Source organism: Roseateles saccharophilus, assembly GCF_031458095.1.
Lineage (GTDB): Bacteria > Pseudomonadota > Gammaproteobacteria > Burkholderiales > Burkholderiaceae_C > Pelomonas > Pelomonas saccharophila_A.
On the sequence record NZ_JAVDXU010000002.1, the window covers coordinates 173,819 to 195,545 of the forward strand.

General features: G+C 68.8%; 19 protein-coding genes. 5 read left to right on the plus strand and 14 right to left on the minus strand.

The features are described from left to right. Positions 1–66: 66 nt before the first annotated feature. The 10 genes from J2X20_RS13390 to def form a co-directional block, all read right to left on the minus strand. Entirely contained in the window at positions 67–2,394 is a 2,328-nt protein-coding gene (locus tag J2X20_RS13390; RefSeq protein ID WP_310265512.1) for an NADP-dependent malic enzyme, read from the minus strand. 76 nt (positions 2,395–2,470) lie between these two features. After that, positions 2,471–3,727: a GGDEF domain-containing protein gene (locus J2X20_RS13395; RefSeq protein WP_310265513.1), complete on the minus strand. Its 1,257-nt coding sequence runs from the start codon at positions 3,725–3,727 to the stop codon at positions 2,471–2,473. 90 nt (positions 3,728–3,817) lie between these two features. Next, entirely contained in the window at positions 3,818–5,011 is a 1,194-nt protein-coding gene (locus J2X20_RS13400; protein ID WP_310265514.1) for a phosphoglycerate kinase, read from the minus strand. Positions 5,012–5,076: 65 nt separating this feature from the next. Further along, positions 5,077–5,406 (minus strand): AzlD domain-containing protein, encoded by a 330-nt coding sequence (locus J2X20_RS13405; protein ID WP_310265515.1) that lies wholly within the window; start codon positions 5,404–5,406, stop codon positions 5,077–5,079. Positions 5,407–5,479: 73 nt separating this feature from the next. Further along, on the minus strand, positions 5,480–6,196 hold the full coding sequence (locus J2X20_RS13410) for an AzlC family ABC transporter permease (RefSeq protein WP_310265516.1): 717 nt from the start codon (positions 6,194–6,196) through the stop codon (positions 5,480–5,482). 24 nt (positions 6,197–6,220) lie between these two features. Then, entirely contained in the window at positions 6,221–6,979 is a 759-nt protein-coding gene (locus tag J2X20_RS13415; protein WP_310265517.1) for a head GIN domain-containing protein, read from the minus strand. A gap of 116 nt (positions 6,980–7,095) precedes the next feature. Further along, entirely contained in the window at positions 7,096–7,494 is a 399-nt protein-coding gene (locus J2X20_RS13420) for a hypothetical protein (RefSeq protein ID WP_310265519.1), read from the minus strand. Positions 7,495–7,541: 47 nt separating this feature from the next. Further along, positions 7,542–8,387 carry a zinc metalloprotease HtpX gene (gene htpX / locus J2X20_RS13425; protein WP_310265520.1) on the minus strand — a complete coding sequence of 282 codons (846 nt, stop codon included), beginning with the start codon at positions 8,385–8,387 and terminating at the stop codon, positions 7,542–7,544. A 57-nt stretch (positions 8,388–8,444) separates the two neighbouring features. Next, the gene (gene fmt / locus J2X20_RS13430) at positions 8,445–9,380 is read right to left on the minus strand and encodes a methionyl-tRNA formyltransferase (protein WP_310265522.1); all 936 of its coding nucleotides are present in this window, start codon (positions 9,378–9,380) and stop codon (positions 8,445–8,447) included. Further along, positions 9,380–9,916 carry a peptide deformylase gene (gene def, locus J2X20_RS13435; protein ID WP_310265524.1) on the minus strand — a complete coding sequence of 179 codons (537 nt, stop codon included), beginning with the start codon at positions 9,914–9,916 and terminating at the stop codon, positions 9,380–9,382. The genes fmt and def overlap by 1 nt, the downstream gene beginning before the upstream one ends. Positions 9,917–10,032: 116 nt before the next feature. On the opposite strand from def, the gene J2X20_RS13440 reads away from it, so the two are divergent. The 3 genes from J2X20_RS13440 to J2X20_RS13450 all read left to right on the plus strand — a co-directional run bounded on the left by J2X20_RS13440 (position 10,033) and on the right by J2X20_RS13450 (position 12,840). After that, a complete protein-coding gene (locus J2X20_RS13440; protein WP_310265525.1) occupies positions 10,033–11,202 on the plus strand; it encodes a LysM peptidoglycan-binding domain-containing protein in 1,170 nt (389 codons plus the stop codon). Positions 11,203–11,209: 7 nt separating this feature from the next. Next, positions 11,210–12,301: a DNA-processing protein DprA gene (gene dprA, locus J2X20_RS13445; protein ID WP_409034162.1), complete on the plus strand. Its 1,092-nt coding sequence runs from the start codon at positions 11,210–11,212 to the stop codon at positions 12,299–12,301. Between the two features lie 86 nt (positions 12,302–12,387). Next, the gene (locus tag J2X20_RS13450; protein WP_310265526.1) at positions 12,388–12,840 is read left to right on the plus strand and encodes a Smg family protein; all 453 of its coding nucleotides are present in this window, start codon (positions 12,388–12,390) and stop codon (positions 12,838–12,840) included. Positions 12,841–12,885: 45 nt separating this feature from the next. Here J2X20_RS13450 and J2X20_RS13455 read toward each other — a convergent pair whose 3' ends face one another. The 4 genes from J2X20_RS13455 to yajC form a co-directional block, all read right to left on the minus strand. Further along, complete coding sequence (locus J2X20_RS13455) at positions 12,886–15,342, minus strand: DUF1631 family protein (RefSeq protein ID WP_310265527.1); 2,457 nt, start codon at positions 15,340–15,342, stop codon at positions 12,886–12,888. A gap of 45 nt (positions 15,343–15,387) precedes the next feature. Next, positions 15,388–16,422, minus strand: a complete 1,035-nt coding sequence (gene secF / locus J2X20_RS13460) for a protein translocase subunit SecF (protein ID WP_310265529.1) — start codon at positions 16,420–16,422, stop codon at positions 15,388–15,390. 12 nt (positions 16,423–16,434) lie between these two features. Continuing rightward, positions 16,435–18,318, minus strand: a complete 1,884-nt coding sequence (gene secD, locus J2X20_RS13465; RefSeq protein WP_310265531.1) for a protein translocase subunit SecD — start codon at positions 18,316–18,318, stop codon at positions 16,435–16,437. Between the two features lie 81 nt (positions 18,319–18,399). After that, entirely contained in the window at positions 18,400–18,723 is a 324-nt protein-coding gene (gene yajC, locus J2X20_RS13470; RefSeq protein WP_310265533.1) for a preprotein translocase subunit YajC, read from the minus strand. 154 nt (positions 18,724–18,877) lie between these two features. Here yajC and J2X20_RS13475 point away from each other — a divergent pair, with 154 nt between their 5' ends. Both J2X20_RS13475 and J2X20_RS13480 read left to right on the plus strand, forming a co-directional pair. After that, a complete protein-coding gene (locus tag J2X20_RS13475; protein ID WP_310265534.1) occupies positions 18,878–20,650 on the plus strand; it encodes a diguanylate cyclase domain-containing protein in 1,773 nt (590 codons plus the stop codon). Beyond that, the gene (locus tag J2X20_RS13480) at positions 20,634–21,725 is read left to right on the plus strand and encodes a DNA glycosylase AlkZ-like family protein (RefSeq protein ID WP_310265535.1); all 1,092 of its coding nucleotides are present in this window, start codon (positions 20,634–20,636) and stop codon (positions 21,723–21,725) included. Before J2X20_RS13475 ends, J2X20_RS13480 begins: the two co-directional genes overlap by 17 nt. Positions 21,726–21,727: the final 2 nt, after the last annotated feature.

A 21,727-nucleotide genomic window follows, 5' to 3' on the forward strand; every position in this document is an offset into this window, starting at 1 on the left:
CGAACGGAAGGGCGGGCGCTCGGGTTCACGCAATCACGGTATCACCGAGGCGCGGGCACCCGCAATTCAACGGCGCTCGCCCTTGGCCTCCCGCACGTCTGCCACCGCCAGCGCCGTCATGTTGACGATGCGGCGCACCGTCGCCGACGGCGTCAGGATGTGCACGGGTGCGGCCGCGCCCAGCAGGATGGGGCCGACCGTCACGCCGTGGCTGGCGCTGATCTTCAGCACGTTGAAAAGGATGTTGGCGGCGTCCAGCGTCGGCAGCACCAGCAGGTTGGCGGCGCCCTTGAGCTTGCTGTCGGGCAGGAAGGCATGGCGCACGCTCTCGGACAGAGCCGCATCGCCATGCATCTCGCCATCGCACTCGACCTCGGGGTGGGCGGCCGAGAACAGCTCGTGGGCGCGGCGCATCTTCAGCGCCGACGGCCGCGTCGACGAGCCGAACATGGAGTGGCTGACAAAGGCCAGCTTGGGCGGCAGGCCGAAGCGGCTGACTTCCTCGGAGGCCATGGCGGCGATGTCTGCCAGCTCCTCGGCACTCGGGTCATCATTGACGAAGGTGTCGGTGATGAAGAGCGTCATCTGCTCCAGGATCAGCGCGTTCATCGCGGCAAACTGGCGGGCGCCTTCGCGCAGGCCGACGAGATCACGCACCTGCTCCAGGTGACGGTCGAAACGGCCGACCATGCCGCAGATCATCGCGTCGGCGTCGCCCAGCTCAATGGCCAGCGCGCCGATGGCCGTGTTGGAGCGCCGCACGGCCGACTTGGCCATCTCCGGCGTGAAGCCATTGCGCTTCATACGGGCGTAGTAGGCCTCCCAGTACTGGCGGAAGCGCGGGTCGTCCTCGGGGTCGATGACGGCCACGTCCTCGCCGAGCTTCAGGCGCAGGCCGGCGCGCTGGATGCGTGAGGCCAGCACCTCGGGGCGGCCGATCAGCGTCGGCTTGCACAGGCCTTCGTCCAGCGCCACCTGCACCGCACGCAGCACGCGCTCGTCCTCGCCCTCAGCGTAGATGACACGTGCGCACTCGGCCTTGGCCGTGGCGAACACCGGGCGCATGAACATGCCGGTCTGGTAGACGAAGCGTTCCAGCGACTGGCGGTAGGCGACGAGGTCGGGCACCGGCCGTGTGGCCACGCCATCAGCCGCCGCAGCCGCCGCAACGGCGGGGGCGATGCGCAGGATGAGGCGGGCGTCGAAGGGCTTGGGGATCAGATAGTCGGGGCCGAAGGCCAGCTCCTGGCCTGCATAGGCGGCCGCCACTTCATCGCTGGTCTCGGCCTTGGCCAGGGCCGCGATCTCGCGCACGCAGGCCAGCTTCATGCCCTCGGTGATCTTGGTGGCGCCGCAGTCCAGGGCGCCGCGGAAGATGTAGGGGAAGCACAGGACGTTGTTGACCTGGTTGGGATAGTCGCTGCGGCCGGTGGCCACGATGCAATCCGGCCGCACCGCCTTGGCCAGCTCGGGACGGATCTCGGGCTCGGGGTTGGCCAGGGCCAGGATGATGGGCTGGGTGCCCATGGTCTTGACCATGTCGGCCGTCAGCACGCCGGCCGCCGAGCAGCCGAGAAAGACGTCGGCGCCGTCAACCACATCGGCCAGCGTGCGCGCGGCGCTGATCTGGCAATAGCGCTGTTTGGACTCGTCCAGCTTGCCGGCCTTGGCGTCCTCACGCTCGGACTGGATGACGCCGCGCGAATCGCAGACGAAGACGTTCTCGCGCTTCACGCCCAGGCCCACCATCACGTCCAGGCAGGCGATGGCCGCGGCACCCGCGCCCGACACCGCCACCTTGACCTTGGCGATGTCCTTGCCCACCAGCTCCAGGCCATTGAGCAGGGCCGCCGACGAGATGATGGCCGTGCCATGCTGGTCGTCGTGGAAGACCGGGATGTTCATGCGCTTGGACAGTTCGCGCTCGATGTAGAAACACTCGGGCGCCTTGATGTCCTCGAGGTTGATGCCACCCAGGGTCGGCTCCATCGCGGCAATGATGTCGATCAGCTTGTCGGGGTCGCGCTCGGCCAGCTCGATGTCGAAGACGTCGATGCCGGCGAACTTCTTGAACAGGCAGCCCTTGCCCTCCATGACCGGCTTGGCGGCCAGCGGCCCGATGTCGCCCAGGCCCAGCACGGCGGTGCCGTTGGTGATGACGCCGACGAGGTTGCCGCGCGACGTGAAGTCGGCCGCCAGCGACGGGTCGCGCTCGATGTCCAGGCAGGGATAGGCCACGCCCGGCGAGTAGGCCAGCGACAGGTCGCGCTGGTTGGAGAGGGCCTTGGTCGGCGTGACGGAAATCTTGCCGCGCGTCGGGCTGCAGTGGTAGTCGAGGGCGGCGTCGCGCAAGGCGGCTTCGGCAGGCGACAAGGGAGCGTTGTTCTTTTCCATGAGGGCGGGTCTCCAGGGACAACCCCGTAGGTTACGCCGCGTTTCATGGCCCGCGCGATGCAGGTTTCTTGGCGATCTATGCCGAAGCCGATATCACCCGGTCGCGGCCCTCGTGCTTGGCACGGTACATGGCCTGGTCGGCCTCACGCAGGGCCGCCTCCACATCGGCCGCAGCAGCCGCCTGGGCTACGCCCCAGCTCGCCGTCACCTTGAGCCCCATCGGCCATTCGGTGCGCGCCAGCACCTGGCGCAGCCGCTCGGCCACGGCCACGGCCTCCTCGGCCGGGGTCTGCGGCATGACGATGACGAACTCCTCGCCGCCCCAGCGCGCCAGCAGGTCGTCGCGCGGCAGGTTGGCGCGCAGCGTGCGGGCCAGCAGCACGAGCACCTGGTCGCCGACCTCGTGGCCATGCTCGTCGTTGACGCGCTTGAAATGGTCGGCATCGACGAAGACGACGGACAGCGGGAAGCCCATGTCGCCCTGCACCTGCAGCAGCAGCTCCAGCGCGCGGTTCAGGCCATCGCGGTTGGCGACGCGGGTCAGCGGGTCGCGCAGGGCCATCTTCTCCAGGGCCCGCGAACGCTTCATCGACAGGCGCAAGCGGCCGTGCACCGTCCAGCTTTCCCAGACCAGATAGCCCAGCAGGCTGAACATCCACAGGCCGACCAGGCCGAGGCGGAAGGTCTCGGGCGCGATCCAATCACCGACAAGCTCGGCGCGGTCCACGCGGATCAGATGCTGGCCCGGCGCCACCTGGCCGCTGGTGCTGAAGCTGATGACGCGGATGCTGTCCATCTCCGGCCCCACCAGGGACACGGGCAGTTGATGGGTCTGGGCCCACCAGGAGCTGACGGCGAACTGCGACAGCCGCAGCTCCACCGGCTGGGGCTGGGCACCGGGCGCGAAGGTGACCTCCTGGGGCTTGAGGCTTTCGGCGTTGCCCGGCTTGGTATAGACCGGGTTGGCATTGCGCAGGAAGACGCGCACCTGGGCCGCGTCATGGTCCCGCGAAGGACCTTCGGCATGCAGCGACAGGCGGATGTGGCTGAAATTGCGCAGGTCCAGAGCCTGCCCCTTGATCTCGAATTGCAGTTCGCAGTAGGGCCACTCGTAGCCGAGGCGAATCTCGCAACGCATGGCCACCGGCCCGCCAGCGGGCGCATCCAGCCTGGCTTCGCTATTGCCGCCGCTGCTGCGGTCGTCGACGACTTCCAGATGTTGGCCGGCCCCGCGCCCATCGAGCACGAGGTGGCGTGTCATCCAGTATTCGTTGGCATAAAGGCCGAGCAGCGTCGTGACGACGAGCAGGGCAAGCAGCCAGCGTAGGACCATCCGGCCATTGTGGTGGCCGGCGTCATCAAACTGTCACAGGGTCGCCGCGCCGGGCGTGAAATCGGTCCGCCCGGTCAGGGCGGACTTGTATCAACCCGCTGCGCGCTTGGCCAGGATCTCGAAGGCCGGCAGGGTCTTGCCTTCCAGCACCTCGAGGAAGGCGCCGCCGCCGGTGGAGATGTAGCCGACGTCCTTCTCGATGCCGTATTTGGCGATGGCCGCCAGCGTGTCGCCACCGCCGGCGATGCTGAAGGCCACGCTCTCGGCGATGGCGCGGGCGATGGCCTCGGTGCCATGGGCGAAGGCCGGGAACTCGAAGACGCCGACCGGGCCATTCCAGACGATGGTGCCGGCCGCCTTGAGCTTCTCGGCCAGCTTGGCAGCGGTCTTGGGGCCGATGTCGAGGATGAGGTCGTCGTCCTCGACGTCGGCGGCCGCCTTGACGGAGGCCGTCGCGCCGGCCGCAAAGGCCTTGGCCGTGACAACGTCTTCGGGGATGGGCACTTCGGCGCCGCGAGCCTTCATGGACTCGATGACGGCCTTGGCCTGGTCGACCAGGTCGGGCTCGGCCAGCGACTTGCCGATCTTCAGGCCCGCAGCCAGCATGAACGTGTTGGCGATGCCGCCGCCGACGATGAGGCCGTCCACCTTGCTGGACAGGCTCTGCAGGATGGTCAGCTTGGTCGAGACCTTGGAGCCGGCAACGATGGCCACCAGCGGGCGGCGCGGATTGGCCAGGGCCTTGGTGATGGCGTCGATCTCGGCGGCCAGCAGCGGGCCGGCACAGGCGATCTTGGCGAACTTGGCGATGCCATAGGTCGTGGCCTCGGCGCGGTGGGCGGTGCCGAAGGCGTCGTTCACGAAGATGTCGCACAGGGCCGCGAGCTTGCGCGACAGCTCCTCGCTGCACTTCTTCTCGCCCTTGTTGACGCGGCAGTTCTCTAGCAGCACCAGCTGGCCCGGCGCGACGGAGACGGTGTCGACCCAGTCACGCTGCAGCGGCACCGGGCGGCCGAGCAGTTCGGCCATGCGCTCGGCGACGGGCGCCAGCGAGTCCTCGGGCTTGAACTCGCCCTCGGTGGGGCGGCCCAGATGGGACGTGACCATGACGGCGGCCCCGGCCTCCAGGGCCATCTTGATGGCCGGCAGCGAGGCGCGGATGCGGGTGTCCTCGGTGATCTTGCCGTTCTCGTCCTGCGGCACGTTGAGGTCGGCGCGGATGAAGACGCGTTGGCCGGCCACCTTGCCGGCGGCGATCAGGTCGGAGAAGCGGATGACGTTCATGGTCTAGGCGGGGCAGTTGATGACAAAACTACCGCGATTCTCGCCGCCGCGCTGCGCCAGCGCGGTTACCAACCGAGTCCGAGCTTCAGGGGGAGCATTACCGCCATGCCCACAAGGATGGTGCCCAGGATGCCCTTGCGCCAGAAGTAGTAGGCCGTCGCGGCCACGGCGGCGGGCCAGCGCGCGTCCTGCCAGGTCGTGATGACATGGCCCTGGGTCATGAAGATCTCCGGCGCCACAACAGCAACAAGAGCGGCCAAAGGCGCCACCTTGAGCAGTTCGCGCAGCCAGTCGGGGATGGGCAGGGGCTGCTCGCCGATCATGAAGAAGCCGCGCGTCAGCACGGTGATGGCGCCCAGGCCGAACAGCGCGATCCAGGTCAGGGTTTCGCTCACTGGTGCACCCTTCGCGCTACGCGCTGTCCCGCCAAGCGGGAGCGAGCTTGCTTGGGACGGCCCGGCGCTGCGCTCATCGCCGGGCCCTCCGCGAGTCCAGCCACCAGCCCACGGCCCCGGCCGCGACGATGGCGCAGAGGATGTTGAGCTTGAGCGGCAGCGAGTAGGTTGCGATCGACACGGCGCCGGCCGTGAGGGCCACCCACCACAGCATCTTCTCGGTCAGCAGCGAATAGGACAGACCGAGCAGGGCCATGACGCCGGCGAAGCCGATGCCCCAATGCGTCGGGATGCGGTCGGCCAGCAGGATGCCGGTGAAGGAGCAGGCCTGCCAGGTCGGCCAGTTCACGGCCACGCCGCCCCAGAAATAGCGTTGCTGCTCCGGTAGCGGCACCGGGTCGGGATAGCGCTTGATGAAGTAGACGAAGTTCAGGTCGGCCGCCACATAGCCGTTCAGCAGGCGGCGCCAGCGCGGCAGATGGCCAAAGTAATTGCGCCACTGCGCGCTGAAGATGACGAAGCGCAGGTTGACGCAGAAGGCCGTGGCCAGCAGCACCCACAGCGGTGCTCCGGAGGCGATCAGCGGCAGGGCCGTCAGCTGGGCGCTGCCGGCAAACACCAGCAGGGACATCCCGCAGGCCAGCGGCAGGCTGAGGCCGCTTTTCACCATCGTGACGCCGGTCACCAGGCCCCAGGCGGCTAGGCCCAGGGAGGGCGAGGCCATGTCGCGCGCGCCTTGGCGGAAATCGGAGTCGTCCGCCAGCGCGCGCAGTTTGTCGATCAACTGCATCCCGCCATTGTGGCGGGAGCCTTCTTACTGACCGATCCTGCGGACTTTGCCGCTGCCGGCGACGGTGGAGGAGATCTCCGGCGAACCGGCGTACTTCACATCGCCCGAGCCGGCGATGGAGACATGCAGCTTCCTGGTCGCGTTGACCTGGGCGTCGCCGCTGCCGGCGATGGTGACCTTGACCTCTTCCGTCACCAGATCGGCCGCCTTCACGTCGCCGCTGCCGGCGATGGAGACGTTGGCGCTGCCGCAGCGGCCGGCGGCCACGATGTCGCCGCTGCCGCTGACCTTCATGCCCAGACGCTCGGCATCGAGATTGGCGAAGCGGATGTCGCCCGAGCCGGCGATGGCCGCGTCGACGCCGGCCGTCTTCATGGCCTCGACCTTGACGGTGCCCGAGCCGGCCACCGACACGGCGCGCAGCGTCGGCATCTCGATGGTCAGGCTGGGGTTGGTGGAGGAATGGATGTTGAAGCCCTTCTTGGGCTCGATCTGCAGGGTGCGGCCCTTGCCACCGTCGACGACCTTGGTCTCGATATAGGGCAGCAGATTGCGGTCGGCCTTGACCTCGACCTTGTTGCCCGCGCCCTGGCGGATGACGATGTTGAAGCCACCGGCCGTGGCCACGCCGTCAAAGGCGCCGGTGTCGCGGGCCTCGGTGGCGATGTCGCCATTGCCGTTGATGCGCTCGCTGTTGTTGTTCCAGCTCCAAGCCTGGGCCGTGGTGCTGAAGGCGGCAGCGGCAACGAGACCGAGGGCGAAGATGCGGCGGGAGGTGTTCATGGCGGGCTCCATCGGGGTTGTGATGGTTCCCATGGTGCCCAGGACGGGACGGGCCGGTGGGGCCGAGGCGACGATGCGCAGGAACGGAGGCGCGAAATGCGCCTGCAGGCGCCAGATCAGCGCCCCTTGGCCTTGTCGCCGCCCTTCTCGGGCGTTTTCTCGGCTGTCTTGTCGGACGCCTTCTCTGCGGGCTTCTCGGCCGGTTTGGCTTCGGCCTCGTCCTCCTTGGCCCTGGCCGATCCTGGGCGCGGCACCACGGGTGCGACGCCTTCGAGCTTGTTCTCGCGCATGTATTCGTCCATCTCGCGCCAGCCGGCGTAGATGGCGGCCTTCTGGGCCTTGGGGTTCAGCACGTAGCAGTCCTCGATGGCGCGCATCGCGTGCCGGCAGGCGCTGCCGATGGCCTTGCCCTCGGCCTCCTTGGCGGCGGCCACCTTGGCGGGGTCGTCGATGCCGAGCTGTTCGCAGGCGGACAGGGCGGCGAGCAGGGGCAGGGCTAGAAGAAGGCGCTTCATGGGCTCAGCTATCGGCCGGGGCAGCGCCAACTTGAGGTCATGTGGAATCAGTGCCTGGCCATCGCGAGCAGACGCGTGATGCGTTCCTCGGTCGACGGGTGGGTGGAGAACAGCCCGCGCAGCCCGCCGCCGGACAGCGGATTCATGATCATCATCTGGGCCGTCTCGGGATGGGCTTCGGCCGGCGCCATCGGGACGCCCTGGGCATAGCGGTGGATCTTGTCCAGGGCCGAGGCCAGGGCCGCGGGGTCGCCGGAGATCTCGGCGCCGCCGCGATCGGCCTCGAACTCGCGGGCGCGGCTGATGGCCATCTGGATCAGGCCCGCGGCGATCGGCGCCAGCAAGGCGATGGCGATGCCGGCCAGCGGATTGTTCGGGCGGCCGTTCTCGTCGCGGCCGCCGAAAAAGGCGGCGAAGTTGGCCAGCATGGAGATGGCGCCGGCCATGGTCGCGCTGACGGTGCTGATGAGGATGTCGCGGTGGGCCACATGGGCCAGTTCGTGCGCCATGACGCCACGCAGCTCGCGCTCGGACAGCACGCGCAGGAGGCCCGTCGTCGCCGCGACGGCGGCGTGCTCGGGATTGCGGCCGGTGGCGAAGGCGTTGGGAGCGTCTTCCTGGATCAGGTAGACCTTTGGGGCTGGCAGGCCGGCGCGCTGCGCCAGTTCCTGCACCATGCGATAGAACTGCGGCGCCGAGCTCTCATCGACTTGGCTGGCGTTGTACATGCGCAGCACCATGTCGGCCGAGAACCAATAGGCGAAGAAGTTCATGCCGGCGGCCACCAGCAGGGCGATCAGCATGCCGGTCTGGCCGCCGACATAGGAGCCGATGAGCATGAACAGCGCCGTGATGGCGGCCATCAGCATGGCGGTCTTCACGAGGTTGAACATCTCAATAGGCTTTCGAAGTGACAGATGGCATGGCAGATGGTGCCACGGGGCCTTACTTCAAGCCTCGAAGCGCTCACCGACGGCGATGGGCCGGGCCTGCAGGAAGGCCGAAGCCGGCCCGCGTTTGCCGCCGGCGCGCTGCAGTTCGGTGAGCCTCAAGGCACCCTGGCCACAGGCGACGACCGGCCCGGGGGCGATGACCTCGCCCGGCTGGCCCTGGCCGTTGACGACTTCGCCCCGCCAGACCTTGACCGCCTCGCCCGCCAGCGTCGCCACGCCGCCCGGGAAGGGGTCGAAGGCGCGCAGCCGGCGCTCGATCTCGGCGGCCGGTTGCCTCCAGTCGATGGCGCTCTCGACCTTCTCGATCTTGTGGGCGTAGGTGACGCCCTCGGCCGGCTGGGGCGTGCGCGTGAGGCTGGTGACGGCCTGCAGAGCCTCGACGATGAGGCTGCCGCCAAGGGCCGCCAGCCGGTCGTGCAGCACGGCCGTCGTGTCGTCGCCGCGGATGGCCTCGCGGGCCATCAACAGCATGTCGCCGGTATCCAGGCCCGCATCCATCTGCATGATGGTGACACCGGTCTCGGCGTCGCCGGCCTCGATGGCGCGATGGATGGGGGCGGCTCCGCGCCAGCGCGGCAGCAGCGAGGCATGGATATTCAGGCAGCCGCGCCGCGGGGTGTCCAGCACCCATTGCGGCAGGATGAGGCCGTAGGCGGCGACGACCATGACGTCGGCATCCGCCGCCAGCAGGGCTTCTCGTGCCGCCGCGGCATCGGCCGCATATTTGCCGTCCAGCTTCAGGCCCTGGGGCTGGGCGACCGGGATGCCGGCCGCCACGGCCCGCTGCTTGACTGCCGAGGCCTGCAGCTTCATGCCGCGCCCGGCCGGGCGATCGGGCTGGGTCAGCACCAGCGGGACCGTGAAGCCGGCCGCCAGGATGGCGTCCAGCGCGATGGCGGCGAACTCCGGCGTGCCGGCAAAGACCACGCGCATCAGAGTCTCTGGTTGCGCTTCTTGGCTTCCGCTTCCTCTTCGCGCGTCTTCTTGACCATCTTGGTCTTGATGCGGTCGCGCTTGAGCGGGCTCAGGTATTCGACGAAGACCTTGCCCATCAGGTGGTCCATCTCATGCTGGACGCAGACGGCCAGCAGGCCCTCGGCGTCGAATTCATAGACCTCGCCATCGCGGTTGGTGGCGCGCACGGTGACCTCGGCATGGCGAGGCACCCTGTCGTAGATCTGCGGCACGGACAGGCAGCCCTCCTCGCCGTCGACCATGCGCTCGCTGGTTTTCACCAACTCGGGGTTGATCAGCACGCGCGGAGTGTCGCGATCCTGCGACGTATCGATGACGACGACGCGCTCATGCACATCGACCTGGGTCGCGGCCAGGCCGACGCCGTCGGCGGCATACATGGTTTCCAGCATGTCATCGACGAGCTGGCGGATGCGCTCGTCCACCGCAACCACGGGTTTGGCGATGGTGTGCAGGCGCGGGTCGGGATAGCGAAGGATGTGGAGTTGGGCCATGGCGCCTTGTAAGCACTCGCAAACGAGCGCTAGCGGTTGTTGGTTGCCCCCGTTGATTGCGGGCAGAATCGCCTGGATTTTCGCCGATCCGGCAATCCCTTCGGAGACCGCGCCCGATGCCCGCTGCACGCCCCGCCCATTTCGCCGTCCTTGCGACCTGCCTCGCCCTCGCGACGACGACCTCAGCCTGGGCCCAAACGTCCAAGCTGCCCGTCACGTCCGAGCAGCGGCGCGTGGCCGACCAGGTCGCCAGTGCGGGCGTCCCGCTGTCGGAACTGGCGCCCAACGCGCCCGACCAGCATGTGGTCAAGTCCGGCGATACGCTGTGGGACATCTCGGCCCTGTTCCTGAAGAGCCCCTGGCGCTGGCCGGAGCTCTGGGGCATGAATCGCGACCAGATCCGCAATCCCCACCTGATCTATCCCGGCCAGGTGCTGATGCTGGTCAAGGTCGACGGCCGCGCCACGCTGCAGTTCGCCCGGGATGCTGGCGGCAGCGGCGCCGGCAATGGCGTGGTCAAGCTGCGCCCGCAGATGCGCATCTCGGCCGTGGATTCCAGCCCCATTCCGACCATCCCCCTGCACCTGATCCAGCCCTTCCTGACCGACGCCGTCGTCTTCGACACCGACGCGCTGGCCGCCGCGCCGCGCATCGTGGCCGCCCAGGAAGGCCATGTGGTGCTCGGCCAGGGCGACCTGGCCTATGCCCGCGGCGACTTCGGCAATGGCACCGATTTCCGCATCTTCCGCACCGCCCGCCCGCTGACCGACCCCACCACCAAGGAAGTCCTGGGCTACGAGGCGCCCTATGTCGGCACGGCCGAGCTGACCCGCACCGGCGAGAACCGCACCGGCGCCGACGGCAAGGTCGACATCGTGCCGGCCACCATGACCATCCGCCAGGTGAAGCAGGAAGTCGGCATCGGCGACCGCCTGGCACCGGCGCCGGCACGCAATCTGGAACGCTATGTGCCCCATGCGCCCGACAAGGCCATGGCGGGTCAAATCGCGGCCGTCTATGGCGACTCCATCATCGCGGGCCAGAACCAGATCGTCGCCCTGAACCGCGGCAAGCGCGACGGCGTCGAACGCGGCCATGTGTTCGCGCTGTGGCGCGACGGTGCCCGGGTCACGGACAAGACGCAGGAAAGGGCCGAGGCCATCAAGCTGCCCGACGAGCGCCACGGCATCCTCTTCGTCTTTGAGGTCTACGAGCGCGTGTCCTATGCGCTGATCATCACCGTCAAGGAACCAGTCAAGCCGGGCGACCGCTTCACCCAACCCTGATCTCGCCATGCTGGCGTCGGCCGAGCTCGCCGCCTGGCTGAGATTGACCGAGAGCCTGGGCCCGGCCGCCGCTCGGCGGCTGCTGGCCATGGCAGGCGGTCCCGAAGGCGTCTTCGAGTTGCCTTCGGTCGCGCTGGACCAGGCCCTGATGGGCAAGCAGCGCGAGGCCTTCAACCGGCCACCCGAGCATCTTGCTGACCTGATGGCCAAGGCCGAGGCTTGGCTGGCCGAGCCCGGGCATGACCTGCTGGTGCTGGGTGATGCCGACTACCCGCCCCGCCTGCTGGCCACAGCCGACCCACCACTGCTGCTGTGGCTGCAGGGCCGGCGCGAACTGCTCGGCTCGCCATCGATCGCCGTCGTCGGCAGCCGCAACCCCACCGCCCAGGGCCGCGACAACGCACGCACCTTCTCACGCGCCCTGGCCCAGGCCGGCTACACCATCGTCTCGGGCCTGGCCCTGGGCGTGGACGCCGCCGCGCACGAGGGTGCGCTGGACGCCGCGGGCGCCACCATCGCCGTCGTCGGCACCGGCCTTGACCAGGTCTACCCGCGCCACAACCAGGCGTTGGCCGCACGGCTGCTGGACGGCGGTGGCCTCATGGTCAGCGAGTACTCGCTGGGCACGCCCGTGCTGCCGGGCAATTTCCCGCGCCGCAACCGCATCATTGCCGGCCTGGCCCAGGGCTGCCTCGTCGTCGAGGCGGCCGTGCAGTCGGGCTCGCTGATCACGGCCCGCCAGGCCGTCGAGGCCGGGCGCGAGGTGTTCGCCATTCCGGGCTCCATCCATTCGCCGCAGGCGCGCGGCTGTCATGCGCTGATCCGCCAGGGTGCCAAGCTGGTCGAGTCGGCCCTGGACGTGCTGGAAGAACTGCCATCGCTGAGCGCCATCGACGCAGCGCCGGAGATCGCCGAGACGCCGCACGAGCAGCAGGCGCTGCTGGACGCCATGGGTTTCGACCCCGTCAGCCTGGACGCGTTGATGGCCCGCTGCGGCTGGCCGGCGGCCGAACTCAGCGCCGCCCTGCTCGAGCTGGAACTCGATGGCCAGATCGCCCGGCTGGCGGGCCAGCTTTTCCAGCGCCGCCGACGGGGATAGCAAGCTTAACCGCGGATATCAGAGCCCGAACCGAGGGGTTATTCGCGGCCGGGGGCGGCGGAACCCTGGGCTATCATCCCCTCACGATGTTCGATGTCCTGGTTTATCTCTACGAGACCTACTGGCGCCCGGACGCCTGCCCCGACGCGGCGCAACTTGCGCGCAAGCTGACGGCGGTAGGCTTCGAGAACGATGAGATCCAGGAGGCGCTGAACTGGCTCGAAGGCCTGGCCGCGGCTGGGGAGTCCTATCAGGGCGAGCAAAGTGAGCACGCGCTGCGCGTCTACTCTGCCGCCGAGATCGAGCACCTGGGCGAGGCCTCCATAGGCTTCATCAGCTTCCTCGAGTCCGCCGGCGTGCTGCCCGGCCCGATGCGCGAGATGGTCATTGACCGCGCCATGGCGATTTCCGGCGCTCCCATGGACCTGGAAGACCTGAAGATCATCGTGCTGATGGTGTTCTGGAGCCTGGGCGAGGAGCCCGATGCGCTGATCCTCGACGAACTCTTCGTCGCGCCGGAAGACCGGCTGATCCACTGATCACGCCAGCGGTTGAAACAAAAACGGCGCCTTGGGCGCCGTTTGTCACTTCAGCAGTTGACCTGGGTCTGCATCCAGCTTGGCCAGCGCCTTGCGCGTGGCCTGCACGGTGAGCGCCTCGTCCTGGGCCGGCAGCAAAAGCCCGGCCTGCAGGAAGGCCGCCATGCGGTTCAGCGAGAACAGCACGCCACGACCCTTGGGCGTGACGAAGAGGGCCAGTTGCTTGCGCAGGCCGCGCCAGGCGAGCTGCACCTGCTCGTTGCGGCCGCGGTAGTCCAGCATGAACCAGCCGCCCACCTGCAGCTCGCGGGCCCAGGCGACCATGGCCGGCGTCGGCGCCGAGCCACCCTCGGCGACGACTTCCATGCCCTCGGACTCGTGGCCGGAAAGGTCGCGCACCAGCATCTCGTCGACATGACTGTCGCCACCTTCGACGTCCTCGGGCAGCATGGCTTCCAGCGTCTCGAGCTGGTCCATCAGCTCGTCCAGGCGTTCGCGCGGGATGGCGGCCGTCTTGGCCGTGAAGGCCGCGGCCAGCGCGTTGTTCAGCGAGCGCACATGCTCGTCCTGCTTGTCGGTTGGCAGGCCGGCATGGCCCATGCCGTCGCGCAGGGTCTTGAGCAGGGGCGGCAGGCGGCGGATGACCTCGGCGCGCTCCTCGCGCGAGGCCTTGGCGCTGGCGCTCCAGATCAGGTCGGCCGCGGCCCGCTTCATGACCTTGGTGACGTCGGACTGGGCGCCGGCGCGCACAGCCGTCACGGCCAGCACATCGGCCCAGACGTGGAAGAGGAAGTCACGCACGCCGTCCTGCACCGGCACCTCGGACAGCATCTTGCGCAGCTCGATGGTGTACTGGATGGCCAGGGTCTCGCGCTGCTCGACCTGCTGGGCCAGCGACACGCCGCGCTTGGAAGCCTGGTTCTCGTTCTCGAAATAGTGGTCGAGGAATTTCTCGAACTCGGTCAGTACGGTAGCGAAGACGCGCCGGCCGGTGTCCGGATAGGCCTCGACGACCTGCACGACGCGCTTGATCTCGCGCTCCAGCGCATCGTTGCTGGCGCGCTCGGAGCCCGGCCCGCTGACGTGGGCGGTGTTGAAGCCCATCACGCAGGCGCCCATGCGGTCGATGAGACGACGCGCGGGATGGTCGGCGGCGGCGAAGAAGTCGGGCTCGCTGACGGCCACGCGCAGCACCGGCATCTGCAGGCGGGCGAACCAGACCCGCACCGTGGCCGGGATGCGCTCCTCGGTCAGGATGCTCTGGAACATCATCGCCACGATCTCGATGGTCGCGCGTTCGGCCGGGTTGCTGGCGGCCTGCTTCAGGACCTGCTTGAAGGCCTGGTTGCGGGCGCCGATCTCCTCCAGGGCCCGCGGGGCGCTGGCCTGGCCGGCGACCCCGCCGGTGTCCGCGCCGGGGCGGCGCGCCAGGGATTCCTGGGCATGCTTGATGGCCCCCATCAGCCGCGGCGAGGCGGGTGCGACGGGTTGGGCATCGGCCAGCGACGGGCGCGACGAGGCAGCAGCCGGCGCCTCGGCGGCCGTCAGGCCGGCCCCGCCGGCCAGGCCGCCGGGACGGCTGGGGGTCGCATCGGCCAGGCTGGGCTTGCCGCCGCCGGGACGGGCCGGCACCTGGCTCTTGGTGACCGGGAAACCCGGCACATGGCGGGCCAGCACGCGCTGCAACTGGGCCATGACCTCATCGGCCTGGCTGCTGGCCTTGCTGCGCACCGTCGGCAGGGGCGTCGGGCCGGATGTCGGCCCCAGGCCCGGGCCGGGCGACACCGGCGCAGGCGGCGCCGCCGGCACGCCGGTGGCGGCGGCTGTCGCGGCTGCGGCGGCCTGGGCGGTGCGGCGGATGAAGGGCCGCAGGTCGACCTCGGGCAGCACCTTCTGGGCGATCAGCCAGCGGTTGGTCTCGTGATAGGCCTCGCTGATGAGCTGGGCGAATTCCTCGTGCAGCTCGTGGTGCAGCAACTGCCAGATGTTGGCATCCAGGCCGACCCGGCTCCAGGCGTCCAGCGCCACGCGGGCGACGACATGAGCGCGCAGCAGGTCCATCGGCTCCAGGTCGTCATGGGCCTCCAGGGCCTGCATGCGGGTGCGCAGGTCGGTGAATTCCCAGGTCGCCCGGTCCATCATGACCAGGGCCAGCCGCGAGCTGGTGATCTCGCGCTCGATGGTCGAGTCGTCGACCAGGCTCATCTTCAGCGACTGTGCCGGCACGGTGGCGTCGTGCTCGCGGGCGTTGTCGGAGACGCCGTGCACGGCCGCGTGGCGCAGGGCAGCGACGACGGCCATCTGCCAGTTCGGGCCCAGCTTCTGCCAGGCCTGCACCGCATCCCGCCGGGCCATCGTGATGGCGTGGGGGGCGGCCTGCAGCAGCAGCTGGCTGGCGCCCTGGCCGACGGCCGCGACCAGCGGTGTCATGCCGCGCACCAGAGCTTCCAGATAGACGCGCCGTGCCTGGGTCGCCAGGGCCTGGTTACGAGCGGCGGTCATGGACGGGTGATGGCGGCGCGGCTGGAGTGAATGGTTGCGGTCACTCTACACGACGGCCCCGGAGTTCGGGTCGTTGGGGTCGTCACGATTCACGGCGGCCTTGACCAGGTCCTCCCGCTTGACGCCCAGCCACATCGCGATGGCCGCGGCCACGAAGACCGAGGAATAGATGCCGAACAGGATGCCGATGGTCAGGGCGACGGCGAAGTAGTGCAGGGTCGGGCCGCCGAACAGCAGCATGGACACCACCATCAGCTGGGTGCAGCCGTGGGTGATGATGGTGCGGCTCATCGTCGACGTGATGGCGTGGTCGATGACCTCGTGGGTGTTCATCTTGCGGAACTTGCGGAAGGCTTCCCGCACCCGGTCGAAGATGACCACCGACTCGTTGACCGAATAGCCCAGCACCGCCAGCACCGCCGCCAGCACCGCCAGCGAGAACTCCCACTGGAAGAAGGCGAAGAAGCCCAGGATGATGACCACGTCGTGCAGGTTGGCGATGATGCCGGCCAGCGCGAACTTCCACTCGAAGCGGATGGCCAGGTAGATCATGATGCCGGCGACCGTGACGGCCAGGGCCTTGGCGGCGTCCTGGGCCAGCTCGGCGCCGACGGCCGGGCCGACGACTTCGGAGCGCGACAGCTTGATGGGTTCGGCGCCGTCCGCCTTCTTGCAGATCTGCTTGCTGACCTGCTCGCCCTGGGCCGTCACTTCCTGGTGCTCGCTGACGGCGCCCGATTCGGCCACGCACAGCTCGCCGAAGACCTTGCCGACCACCTCGGTCTGCTTCTCGCCGGCACGCACCGGCAGGCGGATCATGACGTCGCGCGACGAGCCGAAGTTCTGCACCTGGACTTCGCCATAACCCATCTTCTCGATGGTGTGGCGGGTCTTCTCGATCTCGGCCGCCTGCGGATAGGCCACCTCGATGACGGTGCCACCGGTGAACTCGATGGAGAAATGCAGGGGGCGCGTGATCAGGAAGAACACGGCGGCCGCGAAGGTGATGAAGGAGATGGCGTTGAAGATCAACGCATGCTTCATCAGCGGCAGGTCGCGCTTGATGCGAAAGAGTTCCATGTTCCAGCTTCCTCAGGCTTTCGCGGCGACGTCGGTGGCCTCGGGCTCAGGCTTCCAGACCTGGCCGATGGACACGCTCTTGAGTTTCTTCTGGCGGCCGTACCAGAGGTTCACGAGGCCGCGCGAGAACACGACGGACGAGAACATCGAGGTCAGGATGCCCAGGCAGTGCACGACGGCGAAGCCCTTGATGGGACCGGAACCGAACACCAGCAGCGACACGCCGGCGATCAGCGTCGTCACGTTGGAGTCCAGGATGGTGGCCCAGGCGCGTTCATAGCCGAGGCGGATGGCCTGCTGCGGCGATTCGCCGCCGCGCAGTTCCTCGCGCACGCGCTCGTTGATCAGCACGTTGGAGTCGATGGCCATGCCCAGCACCAGGGCGATGGCGGCGATGCCCGGCAGGGACAGCGTGGCCTGCATCAGCGACAGCGCCGCGATCAGCAGCAGCAGGTTGAAGCCCAGGGCCAGCGACGAGAACACGCCGAACAGCAGGTAGTAGACGCACATGAAGGCGGCCACGGCGGCAAAGCCCCAGGTGACGCTGGCGATGCCCTTCTCGATGTTTTCCTTGCCCAGGCTCGGGCCGATGGTGCGCGACTCGATGATCTCCATCGGCGCGGCCAGCGAGCCGGCGCGCAGCAGCAGGGCCGTGTCGTTGGCGTCCTGCGTGGTCATGGCGCCCGAGATCTTGACGCGGCCGTTGGGGATCTCGCCGCGGATGACCGGTGCCGTCACGACCTCGCCCTTGCCCTTCTCGAACAGGATGATGGCCATGCGCTTGCCGACGTTCTCGCGCGTCAGGTCCTTGAAGATGCGGGCGCCCTTGGCGTCCAGCGTCAGGTCGACCGAGGGCTGGTGGTTTTCGTCGAAGCCGGTCTGGGCGTCGATGAGGGCATCGCCGGTCAGCACCACCTGGCGCTTGACGATGATGGGGCCGAAGCCGCGGTCGATGAAGCGCTCGGTGCCGAAGGGCACGGGGCCGTTGCCCTTCAGGGCCTCCAGCGCCTCGCTGCCGTCGTCCACCATGCGCAGCTCCAGCGTGGCGGTGCGGCCGATGATGTCCTGGGCCTTGGCCGAGTCCTGCACGCCGGGCAGCTGCACGACGACACGGTCCACGCCCTGCTGCTGGATGACGGGCTCGGAGACGCCGAGCTCGTTGACGCGGTTGTGCAGCGTCGTGATGTTCTGCTTGACGGCCGCTTCCTGCACGGCGAGCTGGGCCTTGGGGTTGAGCGTGCCGCTCAGGCGCAGCTCGCTGCCTTCATCCAGCGGCGTCCAGATGACGTCGGGCAGCTGGTTCTTCAGCACGTCCGTCGCTGCCGTGCGCTGCTCGACGTCACGGAAGGCGATGTTGACGGTGTTGCCATCGCGGCTGATGCCGGCGTGGCGGATGTTCTTGTCGCGCAGCATGGTGCGCGCGTCGCCGGTCAGCGCCTCGGCCTTCTTGGTCAGGGCCGCCTTCATGTCGACCTGCATCAGGAAATGCACGCCGCCGCGCAGGTCCAGGCCCAGGTACATGGGATTGGCGTGCAGGCTCGACAGCCACTGGGGCGAACGCGACAGCAGGTTCAGCGCGACGATATAGCCGGGCTCGTTGGCGTCGGGGTTGAGCGCCTTGTTGATGGCGTCCTTGGCCTTGAGCTGGGTGTCGGTGTCACCAAAGCGGGCCTTCACCGAGTTGCCGTCGAACTGAACGAAGTCAGCCTTGATGCCGGCCTGCTGCAGCACGGTCTCGACACGGCCGACCAGGGCGGTGTCCACCTTGATGGTGACCTTGCCACTGGACACCTGCACGGCAGGCGCGTCGGGGAACAGATTGGGCAGCGTGTAAAGCGTGCCGATCAGCAGCGCGACGAGCAGGATCGCGTACTTCCAGAGCGGATAGCGGTTCATGGGGGACTTCCTTGTATGCGCCTGCGCGGCGTCATCAGCAGCGCCCGGACGGCGTGGCCCGGGAGATGGGCGCGTGCAGGATTACTTCAAGCTGCCCTTAGGGAGAACCTGGGTGACGGCGCTGCGCTGGATCTGCAGTTCGACGCCGTTGGCGACTTCCAGGTGGATGAAGTTGTCGCCGAGCTTGCTGACCTTGCCGATGATGCCGCCGGCCGTGACGACCTCGTCACCCTTCTGCACCGCCTCGATCATGGCCTTGTGCTCCTTCTGGCGCTTCATCTGCGGGCGGATCATGACGAAATAGAGCACGACGAACATCAGCACCAGGGGCAGCATGCCGAGGAGGCCGGATTCGGGGCTGGCTGCGCCTTGGGCGGCCTGAGCGTAGGCGTTGGAGATGAACACGTTGAATTCCTTGGGGTGGGCGGCGCAAAAACCGCAGGGCAACCTTGAATTCTAGTGCGCTGGGCCGGCGGCCCTGCCGGCGGGGCGCCTGGGGTTACGCCGCCCCACCCGGCCCTGCTAACCTGCCGCGGCCCACCCAACCGGAGTTCCCGCCTTGCCGATCAGGACGCTGACCGACCGACTGAGCCTGCGCAGCCTGCTGACGCTGCCCTATGTCGTGCTGGTGCTGGCCCTGGTGCTGCTCGTGGGCGCCCTGTCCTGGCGCGCCGGGCGCGACACGGTGGACAACCTGTCCGGCCAGCTCCTCGTCGAGGCCGTGGGCCGCATCGCCGTGGCCCTGGAGCGCCATGTCGGAGGGGCCGACGCCGTGCTGGAAGCCGCCTTCCCCACCGGCCTGCCCGCCCCCGAGAACCTGCCCAAGGAGCTGGACACCTTGCGCAACCGCTTCTGGCTGGCCACCTCGGTGCACCGCGATCCCAACAACTACGTCTACTACGGCGACCGCCACGGCCATTTCCTCGGCCTGTGGCGCTTCTCCGAGCTGGAGGCCGAGCTCAGGACGCGCACCCAGGGCGAAGGGCCGCGCACCATCTACCGCTTGAGCGGCATCACCGGCGACCTGCGCTCGCCCGTCGTCGAGGACAAGGTCTTCGAGCCGCGCGAGCGGCCCTGGTACCAGGCCGCCCTCGCCAACCCGGCCTCCCTGAGCTGGACGCCGGTCTATATCGACTTCAAGACCCTGGACCTCGTCACGACCCGCACCAAGCGCGTCGGCAACGATGTCGGCGAGCCCGAGGGCGTGGCCGCGACCGACCTGCCGCTCAAGCAGGTCAATGCCCTGCTGCAGCGCGTGACGTTGACGGAGAACGCCGTCGCCATGGTCGTGGAAGGCGACGGCCAGCTCGTCGGCGTGTCGCGCGGCGCGCACATGAAGACCGTGGCCGTCGGCCAGCACGAGCGCCTGAATGCCGCCCAGAGTTCCGACGCCCTGGTCGCGGCGGCCTTCGAGGCGGTGCGCCAGCGCACGGCGGCCGAGGCCGAAACCCTGGGCACCGCGGCGCGCACGGCCAGCTTCACCGATGCCGAGGGACGCGTCGTGCAGCTCGGCTATGCCCGCGTCGATCCCGCCCTGGGCCTGAACTGGCTCATCGTCGTCGCCGTGCCGCGCGCCGACTTCCTGGCCGGCGTGCAGCGCAACTTCGTGCAGGCCGCCGCGCTCGCTGGCCTGGGCGTCGTCATCGCCCTGGGGCTGGGCTGGGCGGTGCTGGGCATCGTCACCCGCGAGCTGCGCGAGCTGGCCGAGGCGGCCCGGCGCGTCGGCGACGGCGTGCTCGACGAGCCGCCCAAGGTGCACCGCAGTGACGAGCTCGGCGAACTCGCCCGCAGCTTCGCCGACATGCAAAGGCGTCTGCTGACCGACCAGCTGACCGGACTGTCCAACCGCGGCGCCATCCTGCGCCGCATCGAGGACCGCATCCTGCAGCAGCGCCGCCGTGGCGACCGCTGGCCCTTCGCCGTCATGTTCGTCGACCTGGCCCGCATCAAGGAGATCAACAAGCGCTTCGGCCACGGCGTCGGCGACGCGGTGCTGAAGGAGATCGGCCAGCGCCTGCGCGCCGGCGTGCGCATCGGCGACATCGTGTCCCGCTACGCCGGCGACGAGTTCGTGCTGCTGCTGGACTCGGTCGAGAACCGGGCCGACGCCGAGGCCGCCCGCGACCACCTCGAGGCCAGCATGCGCGCGCCGCTGGAAAGCCTGGCCGGCATCGCCCCGGCCGACTTCCAGGTCGGCGCCAGCTTCGGCATCGCCCTCTACCCCGACGACGGCCAGGACACCGAGAGCCTGCTGCGCCATGCCGACGCCGACATGTTCGCCCGCAAGCAGGCTCTGCCCCAGGACCCCGACAGGAATGCCTCAAGGTTTTGATCTCGCCGCCCTGCGCCGCCACGCCGTGGCGCGCAGCCTGTTCACCCCGACGACGCTGCTGAAGGCCGTCGAGAAGCTCGGCGGCTTCGTGCAGGCCGACCCGCTGCGGGCTCCCGCGCGCGCCCAGGACCTGACGCTGCGCCACCGCGTCAAGGGCTACCAGGCCGGCGACCTCGAGCGCCGCTACCCGCGCCTGCCGCTGCAGGAAGACTTCTTCATCAACTACGGCTTCGTCACGCCCGAGCTGCGCGCGCTGATGCACCCGCGCACGACGCGCCGCGTCTGGGACAAGCCGCGCTGGAAGCTGGCCAAGGCCGTGCTGGCCGAGGTCGAGCGCCTGGGCGAGGCCCACCCGGCCGACGTCGACGCGGCACTCAACCATGGGCCTGTGAAGAACTGGTTCGGCGGCAACAGCCGCCTGTCCACTGAGCTGCTGGACGGCCTGCACTACCGCGGCCATCTGGACGTCGTGCGGCGCGACAGTGGCACGCGCGTCTATGCCCTGGGCCCGCCATGGGAGCCCCATCCCGACCCGCAGATCGCCATGGACGCCATGGCCGACGTGCTGGTGCAGAAGTACGCGCCGCTGCCGGCCGCCAGCCTGTCGCTGGTCATCCGCATGCTCTTCCATGGCGCCCACCAGTGGCGCGAACTGGCCCCGGCGACCATCGCCCGCGCCAAGGAGAGGCTGGCCCACGCCAGGGTCGACGGTGTCGACTGGTACTGGCCGGCCGACGAAGACCCGACGCGCGGCTGGCGCATCCCGTCACAGGTGCGCCTGCTGGCGCCCTTCGACCCGGTGGTGTGGGACCGGCGCCGCTTCGAGCTGCTGTGGGGCTGGGCCTATCGCTTCGAGGCCTACACGCCGGCGGCCAAGCGGGTGCGCGGCCACTATGCGCTGCCGCTGCTGTGGCGGGATCAGGTCATTGGCTGGGCCAACGCGGGCGTCAAGGACGGGCGGCTCAAGGTGGAGTGCGGCTATGTGACGGGCAAGGCGCCGCGGGATGCGGGGTACAAGGCGGCGCTGGACGAAGAAATCCAGCGCCTGAACATTTTCTTGGGACTCGACGACTGAAA